General features: G+C 41.9%; 18 protein-coding genes. 11 read left to right on the plus strand and 7 right to left on the minus strand.

Going from position 1 to position 26,195, the window contains the following annotated elements:
- Positions 1-10: 10 nt before the first annotated feature.
- The 4 genes from RM347_RS07285 to RM347_RS07300 form a co-directional block, all read right to left on the minus strand.
- Positions 11-5,419, minus strand: a complete 5,409-nt coding sequence (locus tag RM347_RS07285) for a beta-propeller domain-containing protein (RefSeq protein WP_322721107.1) — start codon at positions 5,417-5,419, stop codon at positions 11-13.
- Positions 5,420-5,569: 150 nt separating this feature from the next.
- Positions 5,570-5,758: a hypothetical protein gene (locus RM347_RS07290; protein WP_251958101.1), complete on the minus strand. Its 189-nt coding sequence runs from the start codon at positions 5,756-5,758 to the stop codon at positions 5,570-5,572.
- Complete coding sequence (locus RM347_RS07295; RefSeq protein WP_094348693.1) at positions 5,755-5,955, minus strand: hypothetical protein; 201 nt, start codon at positions 5,953-5,955, stop codon at positions 5,755-5,757. Before RM347_RS07295 ends, RM347_RS07290 begins: the two co-directional genes overlap by 4 nt.
- Positions 5,956-5,985: 30 nt before the next feature.
- Complete coding sequence (locus RM347_RS07300) at positions 5,986-7,335, minus strand: AAA family ATPase (protein ID WP_322721106.1); 1,350 nt, start codon at positions 7,333-7,335, stop codon at positions 5,986-5,988.
- 297 nt (positions 7,336-7,632) lie between these two features.
- Here RM347_RS07300 and leuC point away from each other — a divergent pair, with 297 nt between their 5' ends.
- From leuC to RM347_RS07330, 6 genes are all read left to right on the plus strand, one after another.
- Entirely contained in the window at positions 7,633-9,036 is a 1,404-nt protein-coding gene (gene leuC, locus RM347_RS07305; protein WP_322721105.1) for a 3-isopropylmalate dehydratase large subunit, read from the plus strand.
- A 73-nt stretch (positions 9,037-9,109) separates the two neighbouring features.
- Entirely contained in the window at positions 9,110-9,718 is a 609-nt protein-coding gene (leuD, locus tag RM347_RS07310) for a 3-isopropylmalate dehydratase small subunit (RefSeq protein ID WP_322721104.1), read from the plus strand.
- Positions 9,719-9,852: 134 nt separating this feature from the next.
- The gene (locus RM347_RS07315; protein ID WP_428850524.1) at positions 9,853-11,799 is read left to right on the plus strand and encodes a DUF4209 domain-containing protein; all 1,947 of its coding nucleotides are present in this window, start codon (positions 9,853-9,855) and stop codon (positions 11,797-11,799) included.
- Positions 11,796-12,230, plus strand: a complete 435-nt coding sequence (locus tag RM347_RS07320) for a type II toxin-antitoxin system VapC family toxin (RefSeq protein ID WP_322721102.1) — start codon at positions 11,796-11,798, stop codon at positions 12,228-12,230. The genes RM347_RS07315 and RM347_RS07320 overlap by 4 nt, the downstream gene beginning before the upstream one ends.
- 557 nt (positions 12,231-12,787) lie before the next feature.
- Positions 12,788-13,852, plus strand: a complete 1,065-nt coding sequence (locus tag RM347_RS07325) for a calcium-binding protein (protein WP_428850525.1) — start codon at positions 12,788-12,790, stop codon at positions 13,850-13,852.
- 673 nt (positions 13,853-14,525) lie between these two features.
- Positions 14,526-15,020, plus strand: coding sequence for a DUF6174 domain-containing protein (locus RM347_RS07330; RefSeq protein WP_322719140.1), 495 nt, complete (start codon positions 14,526-14,528; stop codon positions 15,018-15,020).
- 135 nt (positions 15,021-15,155) lie between these two features.
- Here RM347_RS07330 and RM347_RS07335 read toward each other — a convergent pair whose 3' ends face one another.
- Positions 15,156-16,346, minus strand: coding sequence for an FAD-dependent oxidoreductase (locus tag RM347_RS07335; RefSeq protein ID WP_322719141.1), 1,191 nt, complete (start codon positions 16,344-16,346; stop codon positions 15,156-15,158).
- Between the two features lie 232 nt (positions 16,347-16,578).
- Here RM347_RS07335 and RM347_RS07340 point away from each other — a divergent pair, with 232 nt between their 5' ends.
- From RM347_RS07340 to RM347_RS07350, 3 genes are read left to right on the plus strand one after another with little or no spacing between them, the layout of a single operon-like run.
- Entirely contained in the window at positions 16,579-17,127 is a 549-nt protein-coding gene (locus tag RM347_RS07340; protein ID WP_322719142.1) for a (2Fe-2S)-binding protein, read from the plus strand.
- Positions 17,114-18,091, plus strand: coding sequence for an FAD binding domain-containing protein (locus RM347_RS07345; RefSeq protein ID WP_322719143.1), 978 nt, complete (start codon positions 17,114-17,116; stop codon positions 18,089-18,091). Before RM347_RS07340 ends, RM347_RS07345 begins: the two co-directional genes overlap by 14 nt.
- Positions 18,088-20,277, plus strand: coding sequence for a xanthine dehydrogenase family protein molybdopterin-binding subunit (locus RM347_RS07350; protein ID WP_322719144.1), 2,190 nt, complete (start codon positions 18,088-18,090; stop codon positions 20,275-20,277). Before RM347_RS07345 ends, RM347_RS07350 begins: the two co-directional genes overlap by 4 nt.
- Before the next feature lie 329 nt (positions 20,278-20,606).
- On the opposite strand, the gene RM347_RS07355 is transcribed toward RM347_RS07350, so the two are convergent.
- Both RM347_RS07355 and RM347_RS07360 read right to left on the minus strand, forming a co-directional pair.
- Complete coding sequence (locus RM347_RS07355) at positions 20,607-22,736, minus strand: CHAT domain-containing protein (RefSeq protein WP_322719145.1); 2,130 nt, start codon at positions 22,734-22,736, stop codon at positions 20,607-20,609.
- Positions 22,737-23,110: 374 nt separating this feature from the next.
- The gene (locus RM347_RS07360; RefSeq protein WP_322719146.1) at positions 23,111-23,704 is read right to left on the minus strand and encodes a hypothetical protein; all 594 of its coding nucleotides are present in this window, start codon (positions 23,702-23,704) and stop codon (positions 23,111-23,113) included.
- Between the two features lie 204 nt (positions 23,705-23,908).
- On the opposite strand from RM347_RS07360, the gene RM347_RS07365 reads away from it, so the two are divergent.
- Both RM347_RS07365 and RM347_RS07370 read left to right on the plus strand, forming a co-directional pair.
- Positions 23,909-24,790, plus strand: a complete 882-nt coding sequence (locus tag RM347_RS07365) for a hypothetical protein (RefSeq protein WP_322719147.1) — start codon at positions 23,909-23,911, stop codon at positions 24,788-24,790.
- Positions 24,791-24,910: 120 nt separating this feature from the next.
- Positions 24,911-26,092, plus strand: a complete 1,182-nt coding sequence (locus tag RM347_RS07370) for a sulfate ABC transporter substrate-binding protein (RefSeq protein WP_322719148.1) — start codon at positions 24,911-24,913, stop codon at positions 26,090-26,092.
- The last annotated feature ends 103 nt before the right edge of the window (positions 26,093-26,195 follow it).

The raw sequence follows: 26,195 nt of genomic DNA on the forward strand, positions 1-26,195 counted from the left end.
GTCTATTCCATTAGGGTAATGTCCCCTTGTCACCCTTAGCTTGATTCGCCAACTCTTTCGCTCTCGCCTGGGAATCAAACTTTAATTTATTATCCCACTGCTGTGCTTTGTTGAACTTTTCAACAGCGCCATTAATATCATCATTTCGTGCTAACTTTTCACCTTGGATGACTAATGCTGTCGCCCCTTGCGCCAACCGCGATGGAGTTTGGCATGATTGCAACTCTTCTAACACTTCTGGATGGCCAATGAGGTAATTATTCAGCAAATTGCAACCACTGTTTAATAAATTATCGAAATCCAAATCCCATAAAATTATTGTGTTGTCAGCACTAGCAGAAACTAACTGTTGTCCATTGGGGCTATAGACGACGCTAATGACCGAATTGCTATGGCCAGAAAGTGATTTGAGAAATTTGTCACTGCTGACATCCCAGATTTTGATGGTCTTGTCATAACTAGCAGAAACTAACTGTTGTCCATTGGGGCTGTAGACAATACTTCTTACCCCACTGCTATGACCAATTAGGGATTTGAGGAGTTTATCACTGCTGACATCCCATATTTTGATAGTGTTGTCATCGCTAGCAGAAGCTAACTGTTGTCCATCGGGACTGTAGGTGACGCTATAGACCGTACCACTATGACCAGAGAGGGATTTGGGGAATTTGTCACTGCTGATATCCCAGATTTTGATAGTATTGTCACGACTAGCGGAAGCTAGCTGTTGTCCGCTAGGGCTGTAGGCGACGCTATTGACCGCACTGCTATGACCAGTCAGGGATTTGAGGAGTTTGCCACTAGTGACATCCCAGATTTTAATGGTCTTGTCTTCACTAGCGGAAGCTAACTGTTGTCCATCGGGACTGTAAGTGACGCTATAGACGGTACTGCTATGACCAGTTAAGGATTTGAGGAGTTTGCCACTAGTGACATCCCAGATTTTGATGGTCTTGTCATCGCTAGCGGAAGCTAACTGTTGTCCATCGGGACTGTAAGTGACGCTATAGACGGTACTGCTATGACCAGTTAAGGATTTGAGGAGTTTACCACTGCTGACATCCCAGATTTTGATGGTTTTGTCACGACTAGCGGAAGCTAACTGTTGTCCATTGGGACTATAAGCGACACTAGTGACCCAATTGCTATGACCAGTCAGGGATTTGGGGAGTTTGCCACTAGTGACATCCCAAATTTTAATGGTCTTGTCATAACTAGCGGAAGCTAACTGTTGTCCATTGGGGCTATAAGCTACACTAATGACTGAATTGCTATGACCAGTCAGGGATTTGAGGAGTTTGCCACTAGTGACATCCCAGATTTTGATGGTCTTGTCACGACTAGCAGAAGCTAACTGTAGCCCACTAGGGTTATAAGCGACGCTAATGACCAAATTGCTATGACCAGAAAGGGATTTGAGGAGTTTGCCACTAGTGACATCCCAAATTTTGATGGTCTTGTCCCAACTAGCAGAAGCTAACTGTTGTCCATTAGGGCTGTAGACGACGCTATTGACCCTATCGCTATTACCAGTTAGGGATTTGAGGAGTTTGCCACTGCTGACATCCCAAATTTTGATGGTCTTGTCTTCACTAGCGGAAGCTAACTGTTCTCCATTGGGGCTATAAGCGACACTATTGACCCTATCGCTATGACCAGTTAGACATTTGAGGAGTTTGCCACTAGTGACATCCCAGATTTTGATGGTCTTGTCTTCACTAGCGGAAGCTAACTGTTGTCCATTAGGGCTATAGGCGACGCTATAGACCAAATTGCTATGACCAGAAAGTGATTTGAGGAGTTTACCATTAGTGACATCCCAAATTTTGATGGTTTTGTCCCAACTAGCAGAAGCTAACTGTTGTCCATTGGGGCTGTAGGCGATGCTATTCACCGTACTGCTATGACCTTCTAAGGTATTTACCTCTATGGCGCGATTTTCTTTTCTTTCGCTTGGCTTTAAATAAACCGCTTGCTGTAAAGTTAACACGGTTTGCATTTGGATATCGCTTCTGTGCTGTGCCCAAATTGTATGCTTGAGTTTGCTACCTGCTTTTAAGGCTGCTATTAAAGCATCTGGATATTGTCCAGAGGCAAAAAATGCTTCTGAAGAATTATTGATGGCGTTAATTAGATGAACATTTGCCTCTACTGTCCACTGGAATGTTACCACTGCCAATCCAGCAAATCCTAAACCTGCGGCTATGGAACTAAAAAGGGCGCGTTTGAGAAAGCTATTTAGTTTCGCCTCACTCCGTTTTCTTTGTTCTCGTTCTTTTTCCAGTTCCGCCATCACCTGCTTTAACTTCGGTTCCTGTTGCTGGCGGATAAAGGTGGCGATGTAGTCATGTACCAGTTGATAACGGTCAGCCGGGTTTTCTGGTAGCAAAACCACCAAGCCAGATTGGACAAAAATCTCTAACACTAAATCTAATTTACTGATTTCAGAAGCTTGTTTCGCCCTAGCTTCTAATCCCTCCGCCTGCGGCGACCCCCTTAAAAAGGGGGTAAAAGAAATTAAGCCCCCCTTTTTAAGGACTGACAAATAAAAAGATACCCAACTATTTCTTGTGGGGTGGGCATCTTGCCCGCCCAGGATAACGGGCGGGCGAGACGCCCACCCCACAAGATTGGATAATTGATTTGTTGGAAATCTCTTAAGGGGGGTTCGGGGGATCTCCGAGAAATACGGGAACAAATCGCGTTCCAACTCAGCGCGAGTCTTCAAAGGGCGAGTTCCTTTTTCATCCGTCAGCAAATAGAGTAATATGTCTGCTGCTTGCTGATTTTCTTCACCACAATCATTAACAACTTCATCCAAATAACGCTTAACCAATTCCCCTTTAGTGCCACGCTGCCGATATTCTGCCAGAGTTGTAATATTCTCCGTTTGCAGTTGCGCCCCCACAACCTGCAACTCAATGGGACGAACTTCACCCAATTCTCCGGCTAAATCTTGCACGAGTTGTTCAACTAAAACAGGTTCTAAGCGAAAACTAGTATTTTCAGTTAAACGCTGAATAATTGACTTTGTATCAGTAGGTGAGAAATTCCCCAACTTGTAAAGCACATTATTACTGAGAATGTCATTGCCAATAATCTTGAGACTGGACAAATCATTGCACTCTAGCAAGTAATGGATGTAATCTACCCGCAGCGATAAGATAACTTTCACCGATAGAACATTCAGACACTCTCCCAGAAATTCAAAGAACTGCTTCCTTTGTGCAGGTTCGGTGTAGACAAAGAAAAATTCTTCAAATTGATCAAAAATTAACACCGTGCGGAGGTTGCGCTGTTCGTTTTCGTTAAGTTTGGATATTAAATATTGCGGTGTTCCGAGTTCTGAGGCTGAACGTTGACCTTCTGAGGCTGAACGTTGACCTTCTGAGGCTCGACGTTGACCTTCTGAGGCTCGACTTTGACCTTCTGAGGCTCGACTTTGACCTTCTGAGGCTCGACGTTGACCTTCTGAGGCTCGACTTTGACCTTCTGAGGCTCGACGTTGACCTTCTGAGGCTCGACGTTGACCTTCTGAGGCTCGACGTTGACCTTCTGAGGCTCGACTTTGACCTTCTGAGGCTCGACGTTGACCTTCTGAGGCTCGACTTTGACCTTCTAACCCTCCCTCATCTCCCTCATCCTCCACCCTGCGGGAAGCTAAAGCTATATCCCCCTCATCTCTTGCCAAAAGCCTCCCCAACTCTTCCACCCAGTTGGTATAAACACGCATTACCACCGGCAAATAATCTTGAGTACCGATAGCTTTATTCTTTAAAGCAGGCACCAGTCCCGCATTCACCAGGGAACTTTTGCCTACACCCGATTGCCCATGAATTACTATCAGCTTATAATCAGGGCGACCCATGCGTTCAATCAAACGTTCTATATCCAAGAGGCGACCAGATGCAGCAATTTCTGGGGCAATGTTTCCCTGGGGAGAATTTGAGCGCAATGTCTCTACAAATGCCTGTTTTGTAGCTTCTAACTTACCCGCACCAATAAAAGCCCGCAAGCCAAATTGCTGTTCAATGGAACGCCGCTGCTGTTTAATTTTGTATGCTTTGAGATATTTTTTCTGTTCAAAATAAAGCTGCTGCAAAAACCTGAGAATATCCAAGTAAAGCCTGACATCTTCTAAGGGATTACCCACATCCCTAGCAGTTTCTAAGCTGAGAGTTGCCTCTTTAATTTGACCTAAATGGTATTGAGAACGACCTAAAATAAATTGATATAAGCTCAAGTCTTTTGATTTTAAAACCCTTTCGGGAATATCAGATAAAATTCCTGATATATTAGCTGGTTCCAGATTTGGAATCGCAGCAAAAACTTCTAATGCTTGCTTAACTAACTGATTTGCTTTCGTCCAGTTTTTTTGAGCCAAAGCCACCTCAGCTAAAAAACCGTAATCTTTGGCTAATTCCCTTGGCTGTTTGTTATTTTGATGGATTACTAAAGCTTGTTCCGAAAGACTCTGCAATATTTCCCACTTTTTCAAGTCTCGCAAAATATCACCAAACTTAACTACTGAGTTAGCAATTAAATCTGGACTTTGGAACTGGTTAATAAAATGTATATACTCTTGAAGAGAATACCACGTTCTCTGCCAATCTTGACAATTGATATCTTGATGCTTCAAAGCTTTGAGATAATAGCAAAAGCTAATCTCACCGAGGATTTTTACTTGCTTTTCTAAATTATGACTTTGCTGCCAGAGCTTATAAGCTTTGTGATAATGCTCTAATGCCGAATCTTTTTGATTATTTATCTGTTTAATAAAACCTAATAGAGATTCTAAATTAGCTTGAATATCTAAATTATAAATATCTGGCTTTTTAATTAAATCTATTTGCGCTGCTTCTAACTCATTTTCCAGTTTCAGATATAAATTGACGCTAAATTGCAAATTACCATTAAACCATTGATTAGCCGTTTGGATGATAAAATCTAGTAATTGCTGTGTGGATATGGCAAAATTCCTCGTAGTTGCCCAACTTTCCAAATCAGGCGCAAGCTGTATTAGGTGCTTGTAGATTTCATCGTCAACCCACAACACTAAGGGAAAAGCAAAATTCTTGCGAAACTCCTCCCGCACCTGATTCGCAGAAGTTAACATCACAGGCAAATTCTGCACAGATTCCAAACCCACAACCATCACACAGGCTGGCATTTCTGCGCCGAATTCTTCCTGAATTGCAGTATAAAGAGTCCTGTTTGATTGCTGCACCGTCAAAACACGAATTTCGACTTGACAAATTTCTCGCAGTCTGGATATTAAGCGATCGCGCTCTCTTGCATAATTACACCGGGCCAATATCAACTTAAACTGTCCCACGGAGGACTCTATTGCCCAAGCTAATTGTTGCAGAGTGCGATCGCTGTTTACATGGTTATCTTCTGATGGTTGCGAGTCTGTCATAAGTTAAAAGGGCGGTTATAAACCGCGTCTACACAGGCAAAACCCACCTCTGTGGGTTATAAACACTAAATTTTTCCCTAGTCCACGGAGGTGAACTTTGTTTGTATAGCCGCGAATTCCATTCGCCGTGGCTCTAAGTTGACTACAAAATTAAACTTCCTGGCGTTTTAATTCCTGTATCAATACTTGAGTGCGTTTGCTAGCTTCTCTTGCTTGCTGTCTAAAATACTTGGCTTGCTGACGGTCAGTTAAACACACTTCAGATGCTTTTCTACTAAATTCAACAGCTTGTTTACTGAGTTCTTGAATACGAGTCTTTAACTCTTGGATTGTTTTCATATTTCCTCCTGTTCTGAAATTACAATCTCTAAATTTTCTATCTCTTCATAAAGTCTATCTGCTCTACTAGCTAGTAAGCTAGCGTCCTCGAAATCGTTGTTTTCTATGGCTTTATCTGAGGCTGAGTACAATTCTTCTGTGATTTGGTGCAATTGTGCATAAGCTTTTAACAAAACATTTTTGGTTTCTGATTTCATAATCTAATTATTCATCGGTTCCCTTATTCCTCACTGTAATTCCCTAGCCTCAGCCAAAACGGGATTAACATCAAACCAAGACTCGCCACCATCCCGATATTCAAAGACAAAGCGACTGCGAATCAGTTTTTGATATCCGTGGTCATCGCTCACCTTTTTCCTTTCTTTGACATGGCGTAACAATTGCCACTCATCCTCAGAAATCGGCAACATGATTTCATTCCGCCGAGAACGAATAACTTGCTCTAAGGTTTCACGGGTTAGGGGAAGACTCATCTCTTCCATAATCCAGGTATTTAGCAACCTCAGCACGTCCCGCACATGACCACCGCTCATTTTACACAAACGCTCTAAGCTAGCAGCACTATCAAAAATCTCGGTAACTTTATTTAAACGCTCCTCTGGTGTGATGTCAGGAAAAGCTCTAGCTAGTACCATCTGCTGCATGAGTGACATTCCCTGTGTATGAACACTGCCATCAGACCACTGCACAGGTACCATTGGTAACACCTTGGGATCTTCTGGGAAACGCTGAGTTAGCATTCCGTAATCATTGGAAAACTTCAAAGACAAAGGCATGGTGTAGATGAGATGACAATTCAGCTTCGTCAAAAACTCACCCTGATCGACAAATAAATATTCTTGCTGCGGACGACCCCAAGGTTTGGCACGATTATCTATGCGGTCAAGATTATCGACAATTACCACCAGACCATTTTTACCCTGCTGTTTGAGTTTAGCGATCGCAGGTTCCAATAATTCTTGATTAATCGCTTCCAGCAGCTTAGTTTTTTGCGGTGCTAAATACTGATTGAGTTTTTCTCGCAGCGTTGGGTCATTTTTCATCTTCGCGGTGATTTCACCAATGCCCACAGATAGAGAAAATTTTTCTTTATCTGCGGATAAACCGACATCACCAAGCACCGGAAGCTTAACTTTTCCCGCCGTCACCTCGGAGTTTAAGACCTTCCAAGCACCTTGCAGCAACTCATTAAACTTGTTGGGTTCCTCCAGGGTAATTTTATCCAGACTTTGACTCACACGCCGAGCGATCGCTAGCAGCACATCAGCAATATCAACATCGGTCATTTCCAGGTCGTCACTGGACTCAAAATAGACGACGTGGAAGCCTAACTTTTCCAGTTCTGCCTGTAACCGTAATAGTTCTGTCGATTTACCACAACCAATATGCCCAGTAAATAAAGTGCAAGTGGGTTCATTCGGCTTAAAAAAAGTAATTTTCTGCTTCAGCTTGCCCAGAATATCACCACCTCGTACCGAGGAAAAATCTATATAATACTTGCCATCAGAGCTATTGTTGACAAACAGAGTTCTGCTGGGATCGCTAGCCTGATAAAATTCCCGTAAATCTATGGACATAACCTGGTAGTGCAATTATCTCGTATTGTCTTAACATATCCTTGTTCAAAAGGATAAAGTTATTTACATCTTTGCATCTCAATATTTCGGAGAATTTTCGCTTTTGCTGCCTCAAAGGCGAGCGAATCGTTTATTAATCTCCAAATACGAAATTTAATCAACTCGTAGCAAATTCTCTGCGTGCCTTTGCGCTTACCTCTGTGCTCCTTTGCGTTTAAAAATATTTAAGTTATCTGCAAAAACCGAGACTTTTTTTGATACTATTTAAGACCGGACTCTTTAAATATTGATTGACGTATGAGCAAAGGTACCCTGTTTGATAAAGTTTGGGACTTACACACCGTTGGTACACTTCCCTCAGGGCTGACGCAACTATTTATCGGGCTTCATCTAATTCATGAAGTAACCAGTCCCCAGGCTTTTGCTATGTTACGCGAAAGAGGTCTAAAAGTACTCTTTCCACAGCGTACCGTCGCCACAGTCGATCATATTGTGCCCACAGAAAACCAAGCGCGTCCCTTTGCCGATAACTTGGCAGAGGAAATGATTCAGGCGCTGGAAAATAACTGTAAAGAAAATAACATAACTTTTTACAATATCGGTTCTGGTAGCCAGGGTATAGTTCACGTCATCGCTCCCGAACTCGGACTCACTCAGCCAGGAATGACGATCGCTTGTGGAGATAGTCACACTTCCAGTCATGGGGCATTTGGTGCGATCGCATTTGGTATCGGTACTAGTCAAGTTCGCGATGTTCTTGCTTCCCAAACCCTCGCCCTCTCGAAACTGAAAGTCCGCAAAATTGAAGTTAACGGCACTCTCAACCCTGGAGTTTATGCCAAAGATGTCATTCTGCATATCATCCGCACCCTTGGTGTGAAAGGTGGTGTGGGCTATGGCTACGAATTTGCAGGTACGACATTTGAGCAAATGAATATGGAAGAGAGGATGACTGTCTGCAATATGGCGATCGAAGGCGGTGCGCGTTGCGGCTATGTCAATCCCGATCGAGTCACCTACGATTACCTCAAAGGCAGAGATTTTGCTCCCAAAGATGCAGATTGGGATAAAGCAGTGGCTTGGTGGGATTCCATCAAGAGCGATGCTGATGCCCAATATGATGATGTGGTAGTATTCAACGCTGCCGAAATTCCTCCTACTGTCACCTGGGGGATTACTCCCGGTCAAGGTATCGGCGTCAACCAGTCAGTACCTCAACCAGAAGAACTGCTGGAAGAAGACCGATTTATTGCCGAAGAAGCTTACCGTTACATGGATTTATATCCCGGTCAACCGATCAAGGGCACTAAAATAGATGTCTGCTTTATTGGTAGTTGCACCAATGGCAGAATTAGTGATTTGCGGGAAGCTGCGAAAATCGCCAAAGGTCGCCACGTTGCAGAGGGAATCAAAGCCTTCGTTGTCCCTGGTTCGGAACGGGTGAAGGAAGAGGCAGAAGCTGAAGGACTAGATAAAATCTTTCAGGAAGCGGGATTTGAATGGCGCGAACCCGGATGTTCCATGTGCCTGGCCATGAACCCCGATAAGCTACAAGGAAGACAAATCAGTGCTTCTTCCTCCAACCGCAACTTTAAAGGAAGACAAGGTTCCTCCTCCGGTCGGACATTGTTAATGAGTCCGGCGATGGTCGCCACGGCTGCGATTAAAGGCGAAGTCTCTGATGTGCGCGAGTTGCTGTAATTTTTTGTCATTTGTCATTTGTCATTTGTAGAAATTAACAGGCTGTCATTAAAATGATAGGTAAATAAAGTTTATGGTGAGTGAAGTTAAAACAGTTTCAGGGCGCGGTATACCCTTAGTGGGCAATGATATAGATACCGATCGCATTATTCCCGCGCGATATTTGAAAGCCGTTACCTTTGACGGGTTAGGCGAAGGTGCATTTATCGATGACCGGACAGCACTTAAAGGTGAACATCCCTTTGACCAACCGCAATACCAAGGGGCGAATATTTTAATAGTCAATAGAAATTTTGGCTGTGGTTCATCACGGGAACATGCACCCCAAGCGATCGCAAAATGGGGAATCCAAGCTTTAATCGGTGAAAGCTTCGCCGAAATCTTTTTTGGTAACTGTGTGGCAATGGGCATACCTTGCGTGACAGCCGATGCTGTTACTGTTAAACAACTGCAAGATTTAGTTGCTGCCAATCCTCAAGCCGCCGTGACAGTAAATTTGGAAACCTTGCAAGTGCAAATTGGTGATTACACAGCCCCAGTTGCGATCGGTGAAGGTACCAGAAGCACATTTATTTCTGGGACTTGGGACGCTTGCGGTCAGTTGGTGGCTAACGCTGACCAAGTTCGGGTAACGGCTGCAAAGTTACTCTACGTCGGTTGGGGCAATTTAGCCGCGAGTTAGGATTCTCTTATTCCCTAGCTCTGCTGGGGAATGTTAATTTATAGCTTTTGTTTGCATTATTCAGCTAGAGCTAACAATAACCCGATCTATTTCAGATTTGGCATAGTAGATGTATAGCTAAATAATTCTAGACTATGCCATTAATAAACCCTCCTCTCACTAAAGAAGATTTCATTAACTCTCGCTGGCTAGAAGTGGTTAATAGCAGCGAGAGAAAAGAGTGTAGCGCTTACAACAGAGTCTTCTCGAACAAGGCACAGGAAGCAAAAGAGGCAGGAAATATTAGAGAACAGTCTGTCTTTGAGATTCTGGCGTTACTGACTGGTACTGGAATCAAGCCAGAATTAACAGAGGAATTGTTGGCTAAATTTGTTGATAGTCTGACAGATGAAGAGCTAGATTTTTTGGCTGAAATTGTGGGTGAAGTCTCAGACCCAGAGCTTCAAGCACGAATTGCAGATATTCTCTGGACTAGTAAACGACGTGACTATTATAAAATGGCGCAGTTAGCAGTCACAGATTACTTAAAATCTGCCGCAGAATTAGAAGACCCTGAAAACTGGACTTTTTGTTTCGCTAGAATTGAACGGGCGCTCTGGCTAGCACGCAAAATTAATCATAAATTTGAAGATGTTGTTGCACATATAGAGAAAGTTATTGAACGCTGCAATGGAGAAGATCCAAAGTTTTTATCAGCAAAGCTTATGGAGCTTTTGCAAGAACACAAATGCGGTAATTTTAATAAATACGCTGTTCTAGCTGAGAAAGCCGCAACCCTATCAGAATCAGCGAATGATTGGCGTAGGGCAAGAAACTATTGGGAAATTAAAGCACAATGGCATCGTCTGGAAAAAGATGCAGAACAGGAACGTGTAGCGCAAATGCAGGCTGCTGAAACCTATGTCAAAGAAGCTGAAGATAGCCTTAAGGGTACAGATGTAAGCTACCTGCGAGCGTCACATTTTATGGAGAAAGCTTTTGAAGCTTTCATGAATGTCCGAGGTACTAAGGAAGAAACTATAGCTGCAAAACAAAGAACCGAGGAAATTCGCAGGCTTCTTAACCAGTATCAAGAGCAATCCTTAAATGAGTTAGTTTCGATTTCTCATGAGACAGATATTAGTGTTCAGGTGGAAATAGCCAGATCACACGTCAAAGATAAAGAATTTTATGATGCACTCTTTTCTCTAGCATTTTTGGGATCACCACCTAAAGCCTCTTTCCTTCAACAAGAAGTGTTGGAAATAGCTGTTGAAAATCCCATATATCATTTCTTCCCATCTGTAATGATTAATCAGATGGGTAAACCTATAGCTCGTCAACCCAAGTTGGGCTTATCCAATAATCCAGAGGAGGTAGAAAGATCAATTCGTTTTGAGATGTATAAAAATGCAATTTTATATCAAAAACTCCACGCCCAAGCTTATATTGAGCCAGCTAGAGATCAAATAAATCTGGAACATAATGTACAAGTAAAAGACTTATTTGCAATAGTTTCAAACAACCCGTTTGTACCACTGGGGAGAGAAGATCAGTTTGCGAAAGGGCTTTACGCTGGGCTAACAGGAGATTTTATTACATCCACCCATATTCTTATTCCTCAAATTGAGAATTCTATCCGTTATTTACTCCGAAAATACGGTGCGCTACCCTCAAAAATTGATATCAATAAGGGAATTGAAGATGAACGTGATTTGAATACTACTCTTTTCCCCCGTAACTATCCACAAATAAACTCAATTTTTGATGAAGACATACTTTTTGATCTCCAAGGCCTACTAATTGAGCGTTCCGGTTCAAATTTAAGAAATCGTATGGCTCATGGTTTAATCAATGATGGTGAGTTCAACAGCCCTATCATGTCTTACTTATGGTGGGTTACATTACGGCTTTGTTGTTTGCCAATCTTAAAACAGCAGCAACAGGTTGAAGAGTCCAATCCTTGGGTTAAATTTGATGGTATTTTCAAAGATGACCCACTTTTTGATGATTTTGTAGAAGATATGGCAGCAAATCGACGTGAATTAGATGCAGAAGTCGCTGCTTATGAAGCTTCCTTAGAGGAGAATCAGTCAGCTTGAGCCAATATATCCTCGATACCGATCATGTTACTCTTTCTCAACATGGTAATTCTAAAATTCTACAACGCGCTCAAGCTGCCGGAAGTTCCAACATATTTATTACAACAGTCACACTCGAAGAGCAATTAAAAGGCAGACTAGCTTCTATCAGCAAATGTGCTACTAAACCCGAACTGCTAGTAGTTGCTTATCGAAATCTGCGAATAACCCAGATTTACTTTTGTAGTATGAACTTGCTGGATTTCGATAATGCAGCCTATAGTTGCTATCAAAGTTTACGCCAGCAAAAAATCCAGGTAGGTACGCAAGACTTAAGAATTGCTGCGATCGCTCTGGCTAAGGATGCAATTGTCGTTACGCGTAATCAGAAAGATTTTAGCAAAGTTCCTAATTTATGTCTTCAAGATTGGACTATGGATGGGTATTCTTAAAAAAATATGACACTATGTCATGTGTTGAATGTAATGTCTATTATATCAGGAAATATACTGCTTTTAAGCTTTGCTCTAATGCTTTAAATTCTTTTTGGGCATTGCTTTTAACGAAATTTGGCTCTCTTCATAGAAGTGATTTGCGATTGTGTAATTAGTATATTTCAAGCAGCGCATATACTTTAATGCTAAGTAACAAATTTAACAGCTAGGCATTTAATCCTGGCACATCAGAAGCACTATTTTGAACTTTAGCAAAAATGATCCAATCAGTTGAAAGCTAGTTTGTGAAAGGTATTCACGAGCTATTGTTTCTTTTTCAGATGACGTGAAAAGTCAGGATGTAGTAAGGTCTGCCTGCAAAGTTCATAGTGAAGAAGTTTTACAAAAACCAATATTCTGCATAAAAGAAGAACGTATCTCTGAGTAATACTTAGCAGCTAAAAACTATAAGTTTTGTAGTTTAAAGACAAAAACTAATACTTTCATATTCTCTTAGAAATGAAGTATTAGTACCTGATTATTCACTTAAAAATTAAGAATTAGGAGTATTGATCATGGCAATAAATTGGATTCCAGGTCCAGGCCCGACTAATGGAGCAGATACAGGTACTAGTGATGCCGCTTCTGATAACTTCAGTGGTTTGGGTGGAAATGACACCCTCAATGGTGGAACTGGTAATGACACCCTTAATGGTGGAACTGGTAATGACCTCTTGCGAGGTGGCGACGGTATCGACTGGCTATCGGGTGGAGACGGCAACGATACTGTAGTCGGAAATCGCGGCAACGACATCTTCAGTGGCGGAAACGGCGACGACCGACTCATCTGGAACAACGGTGACGGTAGCGACAAAATCAGCGGTAACGCTGGCTATGACGTGGTTGAGGTCAACGGCGCAGCTGCTGCTGGAGATACCTTCCGTCTGCAAAAGGATGCCCAAGGCAGAGCAATCTTTGATCGGCTCAACCTGGTTCCCTTTACCCTGACTGTAGACAGCGCAGAGAGGTTTGAAATCAATGGTGGTGGTGGCGATGACATTTTGGATGTCAACAACCTGGCAGGAACTGGCGTAAATGCAGTAAGGTTCACAGGCGGGGTTGGAAATGACTTGCTTGATGGTACTGGCACAGCTACACCGTTAAGCGGCTTTGGTGGTGAGGGTAATGACAGCCTCTATGGTGGCACTGGTAATGACAGCCTCTATGGTGACGCTGGAAATGACATCCTTCTAGGTGGTAAAGGTAATGATATCCTGACAGGTGGTGGTGGTAGCGATCGCTTCGTGTTCAACTCAGGCGCTTGGTTCAATAGTGCTGATCTAGGTGTAGATAAAATTACTGACTTCAGCAGCACTAGCGACAAAATTGTTCTGGATAAGACAACTTTCGTCGGACTCAACAATCTGTCCCAAATTAAGATAGTAGCTAATGATGCAGCAGCAGCAACTAGCTCTGGACTCATTACTTACAGTCTTGGAACTGGTAACTTGTTCTTTAACCAAAACTCGACATCGCCAGGCTTTGGGACAGGTGCTCTGTTTGCCAATATTGATAACGATAACAATCCATTCACAGCATCACCAGTGTTGGCAGCTACGAACTTTGAGATAGTTGCGTAGTCACAAAGAATCTAAAGCATGTCTGCAAGCTTGCAGCTACATCCTAATAGCCGCAATCATCAGCATTGCTAATTAGGGCTATTGAATCCTCCTCGGACTTCAAGTACTGGGAGGATTATACTTTGATATTATTTTGGATTTTGAGGATTTTAAACCCAGCTACTACACAACTATAGAAATTTCTTATCTCATAAAAATTAACATTTTGATTAAGTTGTGTTGATTTTACGCGAATAATTCTCAACTATTCCACGAATTTGCTATGTTTGAGGACTTGACTAAAAACAGTCATTTTTGATATTCTCAAATTACTCGATAAGATTAGCACTTATTATGAGTTTTTTAATTGCCCAGATTGTTACTACTTTGAAAAAAAGTAGCTTTAGCGATCGCAATCCAATTTGCAACACTAAAATGTAACTTATTACAGATGCAGATGCCTTGCTGCGATCGCTCTTGCTAAGAGGGCAATTATAATTACACGTAATCAGAAAGATTTTAACAAAGTTCTTTATTTATGTCTTCAAGATTGGACTCTAGATGGGTATTTTTAAAAGATGAAAATTCAGTTAGCTAATAAGTAATTTTAATCAAAAAATAAAGTTAATTTAAGCAGGTAAAGTAATTAATATATTAAAATATATTTAGGGCTTTTAGAACTAAATGGATTGATATGCGTTTACCTATCATCATCAGTGCAACACTATTGCTATCTCTGGGGCTGAACTTACCAGCAATTTCCGAAACTACTGTAGAGAAAGCACAATGTCCAACGAATAATAACTTGAATTTAAGACGATTAAAATTTAATCGCAGTTTGTGGGATAAAGCAAATATTTCTAACTATCGCATTACGGTTAGCAACAGTTGCTTTTGTATAGTAGATGCTAGAGGCCCAGTAGTCATTGAAGTACGTAATGGAAAAACAACTTCAATCACTTCTGTAGCTACGGGACAACCAGTTAATCCGCAATTCTTTGAAAAATACGGAACAATTCCTAAGCTTTTTAATGTGATTCAAGATGCTATCAACCGTAAGGCATACAGACTGGATGTAGACTACGATCCTAAACTCGGCTATCCAACCCGAATTAATATCGATTACGACAGTCAAATAGCTGATGAAGAAATCTTCTTGACAATTGAGAATTTCCAGCAAATTAAATAGATATTAAGCGAAATATTTCCCCTCGGTATCGACCAAAAATTAGGGGAAATTAGCAATTCAAAAAGTTTTTAAGAATTGACCAAATTTTTGTTGCTACTTTTCTTAAAAGTAGCTTTGCTGATCGCACACGAAAATTTAACTTGTCACAGATGGCTTGTAGCTATACAGCCATTTATGAAAATCTTCGTTGAGCGTCATTTGCCGTTGTGGTGTCTGTCCAGGGGATGCGAATGTGTCCTCGTAGTAGCGCATTTCACCCCAGGCACTACGAGCTTGGATAATTTTTGTCCGCTCAATGCGACGCTGTTCGTAGCTAGTTAAAGCTTCTTGGAGATTAGCTGAATCAGAAAAACACTTTTGCAGATTGTATGCATCTTCAAACGTGGTATTGGCTCCCTGTCCCATAGCAGGTGCCATTGGATGGGCGGCATCACCTAAGAGAGTGACTCTCCCTTGGCTCCATTGAGTTAATGGTGGGCGATCGCAAATCGGCCCCTCCCAAATTTGCTCTGCTGGTGTCGCTTCGACTACCGCCCGAAAGGATTCGTCCCAATCAGCTAATTCATGGAGAATACGAGACTTCACCTCATCGGCGTTGTGGGAAAGGGAGTACTCAGGCGAGAATTTCCGACTAATCCAACTGGTATAGCCGCCGCCCACATTGAGAATATACATAAACTGTTTATTGCCTTTGACAAAAACTAGTTCATAGTCATTAAATAGCTCGTGGTAATACTTGATAACGGCACGCCAACACATACTACCGATATAATTAGGCTTCCCCTCACCAAATAAAGTTTCTCTAATTACAGAGTTGACGCCATCAGCCCCAATCAGCAAATCTGCATATACTGATTTTTCGCCATCAAAATGAATTTCCACACCGTTTTCATCTTGCTCAAAGCCGATGCAGCGATGATTGAGATGAATAATATCAGATGGCAATCTCGACGCTAAGACTTGCTGTAGACGATACCACCAAATAGTCAGCAATGGCTGTCCATATTGCTCCAAGTATTTAGTTGCGTTAGTTCGGATTGTTTCTCCCTGAATATTCTTTAAAACCGTGTGGTGAACCTCGCATCCTGAATTTTTAAGGGTTTCGATAATTCCCGGTGCGATCGCATCTAAAAAATTCAAGCCATTAGGAGCCAGTCCTAACCCAGTCCCAGCCGGACGAAACTCTTGTGCTTTTTCATACAGTTGAACATTTATCCCTTGGCTTCTAAGTGCTATAGCAGTAGCCAAACCGCCTGGGCCAGCACCCACAATGGCAACTTTTTCTACTAACGGTTTGGATAATTTATCAGTTAAATTTGTGTTCATCTATGAGGTTTATTTGATGAGCTAAAAAAATAGTACAGGTCACTATATTAAATTCTGGAAATGCATTCCCCAACATAATTTTTATAAAATTATAGAACTGCCATTAAAATATTTCCTCTAACTAGAGTAATAAGATTTACGACTTCTTCGAGAAACCAGGAATCTGAAATTGCGTGAAAATATAGATACAGAAAAGGGATAATAGATGTAAATATTAGTATCAGCTTTAACCATGGAAGACAATTCCTTAGCTCCAATAACTTCAAACTCACTTACCCAGGAATTGAAAATATTGGGTTCAGAGGAAGTAGACTTATCACTGAATGTCAATAATGTTTCCTACACCCTGAAGCTAGAACCTCGCGTCACTTTACTGGATGCGCTTCGGGAAAAGTTAGGTCTGATGGGTACTAAAAAAGCTTGCGATCGCGGTGAATGTGGTGCATGTACTATTTTAGTTAATAATCGGCGAATTAACTCCTGTATGACTCTAGCTGTAATGCACATCGGTGCTGAAATTACCACAATTGAGGGATTAGCCCAAGATGACAAACTCCACCCGATGCAAACAGCTTTTATTACCCATGATGCTTTTCAATGTGGTTACTGCACATCAGGTCAAATTGTCTCAGCCGTAGGGATGATATTAGAAGAATCACCAAAATCTGAGGCAGAAATTCGAGAAAAGATGAGTGGAAACCTTTGCCGTTGTGGAGCATATCCTAATATTATTGCGGCAATTCGGGATGTGCTAGAGGAAATGGAAAATGCAACCATTTAGTTATGCGAAAGTTACTTCCCAAGAAATAGCGATCGCAACAGTTAATCAAGACAAAACTGCTGCATTTATTGCTGGTGGTACAGATTTACTGGGATTGATGAAGGATGGAGTTCAAACAGCGAATATATTAATTGATATTAATAGTTTGCCTTTAGCAGATATTGAATCTCAAGCTAATGGAATCCGCATTGGTGCAGTCTCTCGAATGAGCGATGTAGCTTTCCATCCCAAAATTCAGGAATGTTATCCAGTAATTAGCCAAGCTTTGTTACAAAGTTCTTCACCGCAACTGCGAAATATGGCAACCGTCGGCGGTAATTTACTGCAACGAGTCCGCTGTGGCTACTTTCGCGATCCGGTTTTTCCTTGTAATAAACGCACTCCCGGTATAGGTTGTTCGGCAATTACAGGCTACAATCGAATGCACGCTATTTTCGGAGCTAGCGAACATTGTATTGCTGTGCATCCTTCCGATTTAGCTGTAGCCCTGACGGCATTAGATGCGGTGATTTGCATCCAAAGTGCAGAAAAAGCCCGGCGAATTTCAATTCATGATTTTTATCTCTTACCAGGTGAGACGCCAGAAAAAGAAACTCTATTACAGCCTGGAGAATTAATTGTCGCTATTGAAGTTCCAGATTCTGCATATAAGTCTCATTATTTAAAAGTCAGAGATCGAGCTGCTTATGAATTTGCTCTCGTTTCTGTTGCTGTTGCTTTAGACATAGAACAAGACATCATCAAATCAGCACGAATCGCTTTTGGGGGAGTAGCACCCAAACCTTGGCGTGCTTGGGAAGCTGAGGAATTTCTCCAAGGAAAACCAATCAATGAAGCTACGTTTAGAGATGCAGCCGCAGTAGCCGTCAAAGAAGCGAAACCGCAAACACACAATGAATTCAAAATTGAATTAGTTAAACGCGCTTTGATACGCGCACTCTCAGTTGTGGGAGGAAAATCATGAATAAAATTATCGGTAAACCACTCGATCGCATTGATGGCAGACTGAAAGTAACGGGAGAAGCACCTTACACAGCCGATGTGCCAATAGAAAATTTAACTTATGGAGTGATTTTTCAAAGCGCGATCGCCAGCGGTAAAATTATCCAAATAGACACATCCGCCGCCGCAATCGCCCCTGGTGTGATAGATGTCGTTACTTACCAACAAACCCCATCTCTGGTAAAAATACCCTTCTTTGGCCCTCCACAACCTCAGCCAACCGAAAAAGACCATAATATCTACTACGATGGTCAACATTTGGGGATTGTAATTGCCCAAACTTTAGAACAAGCCGAAACTGCCGCCTCTAAGATAAAAATTATCTACGAGGAAGCGCTGCCTACAGTCACAATGGCATCCGCAGAGATATTTGAACCCGAATCAATATTTTTTGGCATTATGCCAGGTAAAATCACCAGAGGGGATGTTGAATCGGGGAAAGCCCAGGCAGATGTGCTGATAGAGCAAGTTTATACCACGCCAATGGAACATCATAATCCCCTTGAACCTTCTGCAACGATCGCAATGTGGGAAGGGGATAACTTGACACTGTATGAAACTACTCAAGGGATTTCTGCAACCCAAAGAGGAATTGCATCTGTTCTGAATATTCCTCAAGAAAATGTCCGCGTGATTTCCAAATATTTAGGGGGAGGATTTGGTTGTAAAGCCCTGCTAAGGTCTCATACTATTCTCGCTGCGATCGCATCTCGTCAAGTAAAGCGCCCTGTGAAAGTTGTGCTAACGCGATCGCAAATGTACACTGCTTGCGGCCATAGATCCCAAACTGAACAACATTTAACGCTAGGTGCAACCAAGGAAGGCAAACTAACCGTTATCAATCACGTTGGCACATCCTTAACTTCCCTTTTCGATGACTTTGTAGAACCTGTGGGCGCAGCAACAACAATGATGTACGCCTGTCCCAATCTCGAAGTTAAATACCGTTTGGCACGCATCAATACTGCCACACCAACCTTTATGCGTGGACCAGGAGAAGCGACGGGAATGTTTGCCCTAGAGTCAGCAATGGATGAACTGGCTTATGCTTTAAATATTGACCCGATTGAACTACGACTTAGAAATCATGCAGATATCGATCCTCACAAAGAGTTACCTTGGTCAAGTAAATCCCTGAAAGAATGTTACCAAAAAGGGGCAGAAATTTTTGGTTGGTCACAACGCAATCCAGTTCCCCGTTCCATGCAGGATAATCATTGCTTGATTGGTTGGGGAATGGCAAGTGCGACATTTCCCACCAACGTTCAAACTGCATCAGTCAAAGTAGAAATTTTTGCCACTGGAGAAGTGAAAGTACAAAGTGGTACTCAAGACATCGGTACTGGCACTTATACAGTGATGGCAGAGGTAGCCGCTGAGGTATTAGGATTACCAGTGCAATTTGAACTAGGTGACAGCAATCTCCCCAAAGCCCCCATCGCAGGTAATTCAATTACAGTTGCTAGTGTTTCCCCTGCGGTGCATAAAGCAGCGATCGCGGCACGAGATAGAATAATCCAAATGGCGATCGTAGATCCAAATTCTCTGCTTTGTGGATCTCAAGCAGAAGATATTACTGTCGAGTCAGGGCAAATATTTTTAAAACAAGACCCATCGAAGCGAGACAGCTACACCGATATTCTACGTCGTCATGGGTTAGAAAGTTTAGAAGTTACAGAAGAATCTTCACTCAGCCAAGAGAGTAAACAGTACGCCAAACATTCATTTGGTGCGATATTTGTCGAAGTTGCAGTTGATGAATTGTTGGGAGAAATCAAAGTTAGACGTTGCGTAGGCGTTTATGGCGCAGGGCGAATTCTCAACTTCAAGACAGCGCGGAGTCAAGTTATAGGAGGGATTATATGGGGAATCGGTATGGCGCTGATGGAAAAAACTGTAATGGATACTAATCAGGGCAGAATAGTTGGTGCCAACCTTTCTGATTACCTCATTCCCGTTCATGCAGATATCCCAAATATGGAAGTGCAATTTATTGAAGAACACGATCCTTATGTGAATGCACTAGGAACCAAAAGCCTGGGGGAACTTCCCATTGTTGGGGTAGCAGCCGCCATATCTAATGCAGTTTATCATGCCACAGGTAAGCGGATTCGTGATTTGCCAATTACGCCAGATAAGTTGCTGTGAGTGAATTGGTTTGTAATTAAAAAGGCGGTTAGAAACCGCGTCTATACAAGCAAAACCCACCTCCGTGGGTTTCAAAACCTCAATTTTTTCCTTATGTGTAGTCGCGAATGACCTTCGCCGTGGCTTAACGTGAGCTTCCACGAACCTCTCCCTGCCTTGAACTTTCGTTCAAGTCTGTCCCTCTCCGAGTCGGAGCTACGGTGTACACACAAGTCCTTCTGACCCCCTCTAACTCCCCCTTGGCAAGGGGGAGAACCGGATATTTCCCCCCTTTACAAGGGGGGATTATGGGGGGTAAATCCAGGATTTGGGCTTAATTACGAATTACTTTAACGTGCATCACCAATTAATACAAATGGTGACCAATAAAAAGGATGGCGATGGTCTGCAATTAACTTCAACTTCGCTTTTTGCAAAGCTTCCCCTTTCGTCTTACCCTGCTTGAGATTCTGATAAAAATAAACCATCAATTCCTGAGTTGCTTCATCCTCAACCGCCCATAAACTTGCCATCACAGCTTTAGCACCAGCCCGCTCAAATATATAAGCAACTCCTGCAATTCCTATACCATCCAAATTAGTGTCTACAGCAGTTTGACAGGCACTAAGAGTAATCAGTTGTGTGCCTTGTAACCCTAAAAGAGCAGCATTAGCAATATCTAAGGATTTATCAGCAAATAGTAACGTATTATTTTTTAAATTGACTGTTTTGCAGTCTTCAGTTTGGAAACAGCCGTGAGTTGCTAAATGCAAAAACGAAAAGCGCAATGCTTGGGATCTAAACTTTTCCAGGGTGGCATTACTGCCGAGATAGGCTTCACTATCTGGTAGTATTTCCTTAATATTTTTGACTTCTACCTCTGCACCTGGTAGATTTTGTGGGTCACGGGGTACAGGATTACCAAATGCTAAAACAGCTTGTGGTTTTCCGCGTACGGCATTTTGCACACCTGGAGATTTTAGAGAATTATTAGAAATGCGAGTGAGATAATTGACAGGATATTTCTGGATCAGAAATTGCTTGGTTTTACTGTCGTAAAGAGTCTCAAAAGGTAAAGAGCGCAGTTGACCAGTAGCAATAATACTAAGTTCTTTGGGGGATAAAGCCTTAATTTTGTCTTCTATAGGACGAATAAGAATATCATAAACTTTGCCGCCAGTTTCAACGTAGCTAAAATCACCGTCGTTTTGTACTTCTTTTAAGTATTGAGTGATAAGTTTATTAAATTCAGTGGGGTCAATAGATTTTTTAATAACGCTCAACTCGCCTTTAGTGAAGATAAAAAAGGCAATATTGTCGGGCATATCTCCTACATTAGTCAGCAAGACAGGTTGAACTACAACTGTTCCTGTGGGAATGGAGAATGTAAGGTTTTTAATATCTGTGGGTGTCGTTTCAAATAGCTCTGCTACTTCAGGAAAACGGCGAGAGATATTTTCGGCTTGTGAGTAAACTTGTGCTTCTAATTGCCGAATCTGTTCGGGTAGGCTTTCGGATTGATCGCTTTGCAGTTGTTGCCGCAAGGATTCCAATTGTTGATTTTTTTTACTCCAGTCATCAAGAGCTTTCTGTGCTTCGGGGTTGGCAACTTTGGCATTAATGAGGCGAGTATAATCAGCAAGGTCGGCTGTAGTGAATAGGTTAACCCATTCAAAGGCTTGAGCGTATTTTTTTTGGTTAATGAAGACATCGACTAAAGCAGTTGCGTTTCCACCGTTTTCTTGTAAAAACTTTTGGCGATTTTCTCGTTGCAAACCCCGACGCATTTCTAAGCTGATTTTGAGAGATTGCTCTAAATTAGTAATGGCTTCAGTTGGCCGATTTGTACTTTGGAAGAGTACACCAATATTACCCAAGGTGACAGCTTCACCAGAGCGATCGCCCACAGCCCGCCAAAGGGGCAAAGCTTGGTTGTAAAAATCGAGTGCTTTTTGCTTTTCTCCTAAATTGGAGTAGACTCGACCGATATTATTGAGTATAGTGGCTTCACCAGAGCGATCGCCCACAGCCCGTGTTAGGGGCAGAGCTTGGTTGTAAAAATCGAGGACTTTTTGCTTTTCTCCTAAAGCGTCGTAGACTGCACCGATGTTACTGAGTGTGACAGCTTCACCAGAGCGATCGCCCACAGCCTGCCAAAGGGGCAAAGCTTGGTTGTAAAAATCGAGTGCTTTTTGCTTTTCTCCTAAAGCGTCGTAGTTAAATCCAAGCCCAAGCAGTGCGGTTACTTCAATTTTTTGGTCTTTGAGTTGTTGTGCAATGGTTAAAGCTTGCTGTAATATTTGTATTGCCTGTTGGTGTTTTTGTTGTTGTGTAAGTTGTGCCCCTTGTTCTAACAGTCTTTCTGCTTCTTGCGATTGTGAGTTTTGAGTTTGTCCCCAGGTGGGTTGAGCTATTAGCATTACCGTTAAAGGCGTTAGACAAACACCCACAGCCAAAAAACTGGTGAGAATTTTTTTCATAGAATAGCGCAGAGGTAGCTGTTTTTAATTAGGTCTTAACAGAAGCTGTCTTCACCAACATCCTGATGTTGCAATATTTCGTATTAATATCGTGATGTTTGTAAGGAATGTTGCAATGTTTCGTATTAATATCGTGATGTTTGTGAGGAATGTTGCAATGTTTCGTATTAATATTGTGATGTTTGTGAGGAATGTTGCAATGTTTGTGAGGAATGTTGCAATGTTTCGTATTAATATCGTGATGTTTGTGAGGAATGTTGCAATGTTTCTGATGAACATTCCAATGTTTCTTATTAATATTGTGTTTGTCGTTAGAAACGTCAAAAAGCTTAGGGGCATTAAATATACGCCCCTACAGATGAAATGATTCACGATCAATAAGGTTTTGCCAGAATAGTAATCGTTCTTTGTTGCGAATTGAACTGGATTTCATCTACCACATATTGCCGATTTCTCGCCACTGACTGAATACCCTGCAACTGTGCTGTAGAAACTACAGGTGGTTTAAGTTTCACCACTGCTTGACCTTGAGTAGAATTTTTTACAGTAAAAGTATTTAGGGGTATACCACTCCAAGTTACTGGCTTACCTGTGGGGCGATCGCGTTCACCCCGGATAATTTGACGCCCATTGCTTCTGTAAACCAACGCCCGATTCTTGAAAACTACTTTTTGAATTTGGCTCAAGGGAATTGTGGCAGTTTTGTCATTACGCCGAATTGATAGTGCTTGCCCTTGTGCATCAATTCCTATTACTCGACCACTGCTTGACTCACCCCCTTTAAAGATGACCTCTGCTAACTCTGGTAATGCTACTGCAAGTTCTAATTCATCTGCGTTGACTGGTGTCTGTGCCAACAAGAAATTTCCCGTCTTGACATCCTGACCAATTACAGCTTCGACATTCCCTGCGATCGCTGCTGCCATTACTAAGATTGCCACAACCCATCCCTGGAAAAAAGCTTTCATGGCTTTAACAGTATATTTGACTATATTTAACTTTCTCATTAAACTTCAAAGGCATATATATAATTTCCGTAAAATCACTAAAACAAACTGAGGTAGGGTGTGTTATGCCGCAGGCTAACGCACCATCCTAAGTAAGTTTTCGGTGCGTTACGCTTCGCGGTAACACACCCTACATTGTTTCCCTTATCTCCACCGTACTTCCCTATGACCCAAGCCCCACATCCTAACCAAGAAACCAATATTTTAGGTAAATTCACCAGTGTACTGGGCTTGCTGGGTGCGGCGCTTTTCTTTGCTGGTTGGATTTACCGTTGGTCATATTTCTACTTTTTTCAACTAGAACTCAATACCCTCGACTTACCTGCACAGTCTTTTTTGATAGTTCCCCTGCAAATATTTCTCGGAGATGGTTGGACAATCTGCAAAAGTGCAATCGCCTTTTTTATAGCTGCGATCGCAATTCAGGCAACGTTATGGTTAATTAAAATCATCAGTGATACGGTAGTCTCTGCAAGCCAATTACTACTAAGTCGCATCATCTCTGCAACTCAACACAAACGCTCATGGACAGCTAAACGGCTAAAATCTCTAGCTGAATTTAGTTTTGGACAACTGCGCTCAGTTGAATTTCTGCGATCGCTAGTCAATGAGATAGTAATAGTATCGTGGGTATTAATTGTGATATTTTGGTTAGCTCGTTGGCAAGGCATTGCAGATGCACGACGAGACGCTGGTCAAAACTCCACTTTGCCGGTTGTAGCCTTAATTACACCGGAAGAAAAGTTTGCTGTAGGGCGCAAACTTGATGATATATTTGCCGATCCCTCCAAGAAAGGCTACCGCATTATTGGCGATCGAGGTCTATTCGATGACTTGCGAGGCAGAGAAGATAATGATATCAGCAATCCAAAGCAGCCGAGAGTCTGGCGCTTACTCCTAGAACGTAGCGGCTGGATTTATTTGTTTCGAGAATTGCCCCCAAATGCAAAACTTGATGAGCTACCCTCAGTATTGGCTATTCAAGAAAGTGAGAAAGGACATATCATCATTCGCAGTCCAGAAGTTTCTAAAACTAGTTCTCCTTGATATATTAAATAACTTGTTTAAATTTAGGTTGATAAAAAAATATTTATTCTTAGCCACCGTTTTATAATAACCCCTTACAGGATCTCCTTTAAAATACTACAGATTCAAAGGAAAAATTTAATGAACCAGTGGCAACCTACTCCTAAACTCAGGAGATATTTAACTCAATTAGTTTCCACTTTTATTGTTAAACCTTTGCAGCCTATAAAACGGTGGTGCATACAACCAATACAAAGTTGGTTGTATAGGTATTCTTCATGGGGCATTGTATCCCTCTTTTTGGCTGGAATTAGTTTAAGTATCCTGCTAGCTGCTTGCTCTTTACGTAATGTCGATAACACTGGTAATGCTAGCGCAACTTCTCAACCTGATGTAACCTTAACCTTTGTTTCTTACTCGGTTACTAGCGCAGCATACGAGCAGATCATTCCCAAATTTATCGAACAGTGGAAGAAAGAACACAATCAAAACGTTACTTTCAATCAAAGCTATGATGCATCACGTTCTCAGACCCTTGCTTCGGTGATTGAGGGTAAAGAAGCTGATGTAGTACACCTGTCACTTGCCCTTGACATTAATAAACTTGTTGAAGCGGGTTTTATTCAACCGGGTTGGGAAAAAGAAGCGCCTAATAATGCAATTGTTACCAAATCTTTAGATGCGATCGCCATCCGCCAGGGTAATCCCAAAAATATCAAAACTTGGGCAGATTTGGCACAAGATGACATCAAGGTGATTACAGCTAACCCCAGAACCTCTGGCGGTGCTCGTTGGAATTTCCTTAATCTCTGGGGTTCTGTGACAAAAGCTGGCAAAAATGAAAATCAAGCAATGGACTTTATCTCCAAAGTCTATAACAATGCACCTTTGTTGCCCAAAACTGCCCGCAATGCCAGCGAACTGTTCTTCAAAGATGGTCAGGGTGATGTTTTGCTCAATTATGAAAACGAGATGATTTTATCAGCAAAAGATGACGATAAAGTTTCATACGTTGTACCTGATGTCAATATCTCTATTGATAATCCTATTGCTGTTGTAGACAAAAATGTTGATAAACACGGTACTCGCCCGATTGCAGAAGCATTTATCAAATTTCTTTACACCCCAGACTCGCAACGAGAGTTTGCCAAATTAGGATTTCGTCCCGTTAATCTAGCGATCGCCAAAGAAACAGAAGGCAATTTTCCCCAAATTAAAACTATTTTCAAAGCTGAAGATTTAGGAGAATGGGACGAAATTCAGGCGAAATTCTTCGATGAAGGTGCTATTTTTGACAAAATTCGAGCGAAAAAGTCAACTTAACATAAAAAGGGTGGCTATAACCGCGTCTACACAGCTAAAGCCCGCGCAGGCGGGTTTCAAAGATATATTGAATAATTTGTTTAAATTTAGGTTAATAAAAAAT

Origin of the sequence: Nostoc sp. ChiQUE02 (assembly GCF_034531305.2) — a bacterium.
Classification (GTDB): Bacteria; Cyanobacteriota; Cyanobacteriia; order Cyanobacteriales; family Nostocaceae; genus Nostoc.